The sequence below is a fragment of the Enterococcus silesiacus genome (genome assembly GCF_001886225.1).
Taxonomy (GTDB): domain Bacteria; phylum Bacillota; class Bacilli; order Lactobacillales; family Enterococcaceae; genus Enterococcus_L; species Enterococcus_L silesiacus.
Genome location: NZ_JXLC01000011.1, coordinates 115473 through 121840 on the forward strand (window position 1 = coordinate 115473; position 6368 = coordinate 121840).

Genomic DNA, 6368 nt, shown 5'->3' on the forward strand with positions numbered 1-6368 from the left:
ACAGTCAATTTTGCTACTACTCAGCAAAATTGACTGTACTTTTAATGGTTCATCTGAATAGAATATCTGCTTGACTGACCTAATAACATCGCTGCAAAGGAATAGCTAATCGTTACATCTTCATCCAATTAGGTTCCAAAGAATTACCATCTGGATCTTGTACTTCAAGTCCAAACATCATATCTTCAGGAAACCCCATATCAACTTTATAAAAATCGCCACCATTTGCTTTAGCTGTCTCGCCAAATTTCTTCACAGCATCAGCGCTTTCCATACTAAATGCAATCAAAGCTCCACTAGTCGTTTTTGTATCTGCAATTTTTTTATCTTTAATAAATTTGCTATAAAACTCGTGATTCAATAACATGATCCAAAAATTATCATCCCAAACCATCGAACTCGTTTCTGCTGTAGAAAATTCTTGATTCTTTTTAAAACCTAATTTTTCATAAAACTCGGTAGAACGTGCGACATCAGTGACTGGGAAATTTACAAAAACCATTGTTGCCATAAAAATCCAACCTTCTCTCTTCTTTTATTTACTACGAGTAAGCATCTCATGTGTACATTTTTTTGTCAAAAATATCAGGCGCAAACAAGTGAAAAAATTGACTGATGGGATATAACCTAATTATAATGTAGTGACACTGTTAAAATGATCTCAGTGACGTGAGGAGGAAATACGATCAATAATAAAGCAATGATAACTAGCGCAGTCGCTATATTGTTACTGATTTTTGGCATTAGTTTTGGTGTTATGTGGCTAGTGAACAAAAATGATGGTACACAGTCAAAGAACACAGCAGAAACAAAATCAGCGCAAACAAATGAGCGAGAGCAAAGTAAGGCTACGCAACAAAGTGATCAGCACGTAAATCCAAAAAATCAAGAAAAGACAATCAATGATTTGATTGCTTCAATGAGTGTGGAAGAAAAAGTGGGGCAATTATTTTTAGCTCGAGTTCCGATGGAAGAACAGCAAGAGAGCATTCAAAACTACCATTTAGGAGGGTATCTTTTATTTGGGCGAGATGTTGAAGCGGTGACATCAACGGAGTTAAAAGAAAAAATCGCTGCTTATCAATCGGTGAGCACATTACCACTATTTATTGCATCTGATGAAGAAGGTGGTACGGTTTCACGTTTAAGTGGAGGAAATAATTTAGTCCCTGAAGCATTTAAAGCACCAATGGAAATTTATCAAGAAGCAGGGTTACCTGGTATTCGGTCTGATATTCAAAAAAAATCGGAAGTACTTCGCTCCTATGGTGTACAAGGAGGGCTATTTCCAGATGCAGATGTTGCTACTGACCCAGAGGCATTTATTTATGATCGAACATTAGGAGTAGATGCTGAAAAAACGAGTGAGTACATTAAGGCCAGTGTGGAGGAGTTAAAACAGCAAAAAATTGCCTCAACATTGAAACATTTTCCAGGATATGGTGATAATCGCGATTCACATGTAGAGATTGTCTATGATACTAGAAGTTTAGAAGCCTTACGACAAAATGATTTTTTACCAATCAAAGCTGGGATTGCGGCTGGTGCGGACAGTATTATGGTTTCTCACAATATTATCACAAGTATCGATGATCGCTCACCAGCATCCATTTCTCAGCCAGTTCATGAGTTATTGCGCAATGAATTAGGGTTTCAAGGAGTAATTATGACAGATGATATGGATATGGCGGGATTAGCTGATTTCATTTCTCAAGAAGAGGCAGGGTTAGCGGCGTTAATGGCAGGCAATGATTTGATTTTGTCCTCCTCATTTCAAGCGCAAATCCCCTATGTATTACAAGGAATCAAGCAAGGAACTTATTCTGAACCCGCTTTGAACCAATCTGTTTATCGCGTATTAAAAATGAAAAGTGACTTAGGATTATTAACTTAAAGATAAGCTCAAAAGATCGTTCAGCGAATAGTTGCTGTGCGATCTTTTTGGTATCAATGTTAGCTAAATCAGCTCTGGATTCATTTTTTGATAATTATCTAATTTATAAGCCAAATTCTTTTCATAGTCTAGAGTAAAATAACTAAGATATAAACGATCAAAAAGATACATCAATGACATCCGTGTTGAAAAAGAGGAAATCTTATTATAATGATTTTCCAGTGAAGGAAACAATAAAATACCATCGACTTTTTCATGTAAAAGTGGGCTATTCTTTGATGTAATCAATAGAATTTTACTACTATTTTTGCTTAAAATGTCGAGAATTTTCTTTACGCTGGAACCGCGTCCTTCATAAGATACAACAATCGCTAAATGATCAGAAGTGCTATTTACAGCGGATAGATTTTGTCTATAATCATCAATCGGGACATTAATATTTCGCCCAATTTCCTGCATTTGAAATTGAAAATTTTGAGCAAAGTAGATGTTAGCGGATGAGGCATAAACATCAATAAACTCAGATTCTTCTAACAGCGTGTTTGTAAGAGCCATCATTTCAACTGTATTTGCATCGATTGTTGATTGCACGGTTTGCTCATAGACCGTTTTTAGCTTGTTGGTCATAGCGTAATGATTATCTTCAGCAGAAATGGGGTAATCAATATCGATGATCTGTCCGGCAGTGTGTTCATTTAAATAATTGACTAAGGCTAATTTAAGATCATTTAAACCATCCAAATCAAGTTTATTGATCAAACGATATATAGTCGAAATCGAGACAAAAGAATGCTCAGCCAATTCTTTCGGTGAAAAATGAATCACCTTTTCTGGAAAGGCAAGAATATAGTCAACAAGTGCTTTTTCACTTGTGGTAAGTCTGTCCAAATTTTTTAATTTAAGCATTAAATTCATTACACAAAACACCTTTCAGTTCGTATAAATGAATTATACCTGATTCTCGCTTATTATGTGAGAAATAAAAAAATAGATTAGGATTTTGGCCCTAACCTATTGTTTGCTATTAAAGTAGCTCAGCTAATGCTTTAGCGATTCCTTCTTCGTTATTGGAAGTCGTGATTTTATCTGCAACATTCTTTAATTCTGTGACAGCATTTCCCATCGCAACGCCCATTCCAGCATAGTTGATCAAAGATAGATCGTTATGACCATCACCAAATGAAATAATATGTTCTTGATGAATTCCTAGAGGTTTTAACGTTTGTTCAAGGGCATTTGCTTTATCGATCCCTTGGTCGGTAAATTCAAAATACATTGGTGCAGAGAACATTCCACTGACAGAGTGTTCGAATGGAGCCAGAATGTTTTGCCAATTTCCCTGTAAATACTCAGGTTGAGCAGCCACTAAAATTTTATGCAATGGAAAATCTACAAACGCAGCTAAATCTGTTTTTTCACATAATTGAAAGTTGCCGCCACGTGATTCATACTCAATAATATTGAATAGCCCATCAGGAGAGCCTAAATCCAGCATCCCATCAAAGACATTATTAACATACATATAGCCATCTTTGGCGATCATTGGTTTCACGTCGAATTGCTTTAGGTGTTCTAAAATTGTTTTGCTATTTTCAATAGAAAGTGGCTGACTGAATAACTCTCTTTGTGTACTAACATCCAAAACATGAGCACCATTATAAGAAACAATCAGACCGTTATATTGATCCATTTTCAATTCTTCAACATATTTTAACATTCCGGGAGTTGGCCGTCCTGAAGCAAGAATCACTTTAATGCCATTGCGTTGAGCTGCAATCAAGGCTTCTTTTGTTTGATTGGTCATTTTTTTTTCGTCATTCAAAAGTGTCCCATCAATATCTAAAACAATTGCTTTTACATCCATGTCATTTCCTCCATCTAGTGTTGAATTTAAATAGTTAATTCTAATCGATTTCCTTCAGGGTCAGCGATCACAGACTCGTAATAGCCATCGCCTGTTGTGCGGGCAGGACTTAATAATTCATACCCTTCCATGACTAAGATGGCTGTAAGATTGTCAACATTTTCTGCACTGCCTAATGAAATTGCTAAATGAGCAAAACCTAGGATTTCATTTCCTGAATGACGGTTGATCACATCATCTCGCGACATAATCTCTAGTCTGGCACCATCTGTAAACGTTAAAAAGTAAGAACGAAAACTCGTTTTCTTATTGTGGTAAAGTTCAGAAACCGTTGCATTAAAATACGTTTCGTAAAACGTCCGCATATTTTCTAAATCGTTTACCCACAAACCAATATGTTCGATTTTCATTGTAAAATCCCCTTTTGCTGTACATGTCAGCGACTATTTTTTTAATCAAATTCCATCAGATTCATAATCATAGTATAAAGGATAAAAACAACTAAATGCAGAGAAAGAGATAGATTGAAAGATATTTTTCAAAAATACTAAGCCTTAATCATAAAAGGTGAAAATTTTTGTTCAAATTTGTGTGTAGCTAGCGAACATGCTTAAAGATATGCTTGGATTAAGTGTTGTTCACGACTGCCTCTAAAGTATCTAGAATCGTGAACACTGAATGATCGAGGCTAGCTACTTGTTTTTTTGAAACAATTGCCATAGAAAGTTGCATTAAATAAATATCATCTATAAATCACTTATTAATTACAGAACTGATTGTTGACAATTATGAATTGAGCATGATATAGTAAATGCAATAAAAAACGAAGTGAGGGATCCGTGCGTTGAAAAATTAAGTCAATTTGTTGAAGCTGCATTCAGACTGTAACTTGAAGAAACACCAAGGGAGCAGTGTGCAGATTTTCAAGGTTGGCTTTGATTTTTCAGTGTGCGGGTCTTTTTGTGTACTCGTCATTAAGTTGCCAACCTGAAAAGTGTAGAGGAAATCGTAAAATTTCCGACAGCTTTTTTAATGAGGTGAGACGATGTCAAAAATTGAAATTAAACAGTTAACTTTTGGGTATGATACTCAAGGAACGTTATTATTTGATCAAGCAAATTTAAACTTTGATACGCAATGGAAATTAGGCTTGATCGGCAGAAATGGTCGTGGCAAAACAACGCTGCTTAAGATATTACAGAATCAGCTGGCTTATAGTGGTCAAATTAGTCATCAGCTGGAGTTTCTCTATTTTCCGCAACCTATCAAGGATAAGCATCAGCTAACGTATTATGTATTACAAGAAATCAGTGACTTTGACCAGTGGGAAATCGAACGGGAGTTAAATCTCCTACATGTTGACCCAGAAATCTTATGGCGGGAATTTGCGACACTATCCGGCGGTGAGCAAACCAAAGTTTTACTAGCATTACTATTTATTGATGACCATTATTTTCCTTTGATCGATGAACCAACGAATCATTTGGATATCAATGGACGTAAACAAGTAGCTGAGTATTTAAGAAAGAAAAGACAGGGCTATATTGTAGTTAGCCATGATCGCTCGTTTGTAGATGAAGTGGTCGATCACGTATTGTCTATCGAAAAAAGCCAATTAGAACTGTACCAAGGTAATTTTTCTATCTATGAGAAACAAAAAAAAATCAAAGATGAGTTTGAAGTAGCCCAAAATGAAAAACTAAAAAAAGAAGTCAGTCGCTTGAAAAAAACAGCAGCTGAAAAAGCTGAATGGTCTCGTTCTAAGGAACAAGACAAATACGGCAAAGCTTCAGAAAAAGGTAGCGGGGCAATCTACGATACAGGTTTTATCGGTGCAAGAGCTGCTCGTACCATGAAGCGGGCTAAGACAATTGAACAAAGGATGGAAACACAAGTAGCGGAAAAGGCTAGCTTGTTAAAAGATATCGAGTACATTGACCCGCTGACGATGAACTATCAACCCTGTCACCATAAACGATTATTAACAGTAGAAAATCTGACGCTAACGTATCAGGAGCAAGCTTTATTTAAAGAAATTTCCTTTGAAGTGAGTCAGGGGCAACGAATTGCGCTGACAGGACTCAATGGCTCTGGAAAATCCTCGATTATTCAATTTCTATTGGGTCAATTTACTGGTGAAGCTGAAGGTGAGATACTGGGTCCAAAAAATTTGAAAATCAGTTATGTTCGTCAAAATTATGAAGATAATCAAGGAACCTTACTAGATTTTTCAGAAGAACATGGCCTTGATCATCAAGAATTTCTCAATAATCTGCATAAATTAGGCATGGAAAGGGAAGTTTTTTTAAACCGAATCGAGCAAATGAGTATGGGACAACGTAAAAAAGTTGAACTGGCAAAATCGTTAGCCCAGCCAGCCGAATTATATATTTGGGATGAGCCCTTAAATTATCTTGACGTATTTAATCAAGAGCAATTGGAGGAAATGATTCTTTCATTAAAACCGACAATGGTATTAGTTGAACACGATCAAGCTTTCTTAGAAAAAATCGCGACTAAGGTGATTCCATTAAGCAAGAATAATAAACAAAACTGAGGCCAAGACAAAGCCTTTAGCTCCGAGAACCAAGTCCTTCAATTCTTAGTGTC

General features: G+C 36.1%; 6 protein-coding genes. 2 read left to right on the forward strand and 4 right to left on the reverse strand.

All coding sequences use genetic code 11. The features are described 5' to 3' along the window. Positions 1–112: 112 nt before the first annotated feature. Positions 113–511, reverse strand: a complete 399-nt coding sequence (locus RV15_RS09360; RefSeq protein WP_071877788.1) for a VOC family protein — start codon at positions 509–511, stop codon at positions 113–115. 189 nt (positions 512–700) lie between these two features. Between RV15_RS09360 and RV15_RS09365 the strand changes: the two genes are divergently transcribed. Next, on the forward strand, positions 701–1894 hold the full coding sequence (locus RV15_RS09365) for a glycoside hydrolase family 3 protein (RefSeq protein ID WP_071877789.1): 1194 nt from the start codon (positions 701–703) through the stop codon (positions 1892–1894). Between the two features lie 63 nt (positions 1895–1957). Here the strand turns inward: RV15_RS09365 and RV15_RS09370 are convergent, their stop codons facing one another. The 3 genes from RV15_RS09370 to RV15_RS09380 all read right to left on the reverse strand — a co-directional run bounded on the left by RV15_RS09370 (position 1958) and on the right by RV15_RS09380 (position 4168). Further along, the gene (locus RV15_RS09370) at positions 1958–2800 is read right to left on the reverse strand and encodes a MurR/RpiR family transcriptional regulator (RefSeq protein WP_245791307.1); all 843 of its coding nucleotides are present in this window, start codon (positions 2798–2800) and stop codon (positions 1958–1960) included. A 118-nt stretch (positions 2801–2918) separates the two neighbouring features. After that, positions 2919–3758 (reverse strand): Cof-type HAD-IIB family hydrolase, encoded by an 840-nt coding sequence (locus tag RV15_RS09375; RefSeq protein WP_071877791.1) that lies wholly within the window; start codon positions 3756–3758, stop codon positions 2919–2921. Between the two features lie 26 nt (positions 3759–3784). Further along, a complete protein-coding gene (locus RV15_RS09380; protein ID WP_071877792.1) occupies positions 3785–4168 on the reverse strand; it encodes a VOC family protein in 384 nt (127 codons plus the stop codon). A gap of 635 nt (positions 4169–4803) precedes the next feature. Between RV15_RS09380 and RV15_RS09385 the strand changes: the two genes are divergently transcribed. Then, complete coding sequence (locus tag RV15_RS09385; protein ID WP_071877793.1) at positions 4804–6315, forward strand: Lsa family ABC-F type ribosomal protection protein; 1512 nt, start codon at positions 4804–4806, stop codon at positions 6313–6315. Positions 6316–6368 lie beyond the last annotated feature (53 nt).

Coding starts and splice junctions, on each gene's coding strand:
- RV15_RS09365 (WP_071877789.1), top strand. CDS start 701: ATGATAACTAGCGCAGTCGCTATATTGTTACTGATTTTTGGCATTAGT.
- RV15_RS09370 (WP_245791307.1), bottom strand. CDS start 2,800: ATGCTTAAATTAAAAAATTTGGACAGACTTACCACAAGTGAAAAAGCA.
- RV15_RS09380 (WP_071877792.1), bottom strand. CDS start 4,168: ATGAAAATCGAACATATTGGTTTGTGGGTAAACGATTTAGAAAATATG.
- RV15_RS09360 (WP_071877788.1), bottom strand. CDS start 511: ATGGCAACAATGGTTTTTGTAAATTTCCCAGTCACTGATGTCGCACGT.
- RV15_RS09385 (WP_071877793.1), top strand. CDS start 4,804: ATGTCAAAAATTGAAATTAAACAGTTAACTTTTGGGTATGATACTCAA.
- RV15_RS09375 (WP_071877791.1), bottom strand. CDS start 3,758: ATGGATGTAAAAGCAATTGTTTTAGATATTGATGGGACACTTTTGAAT.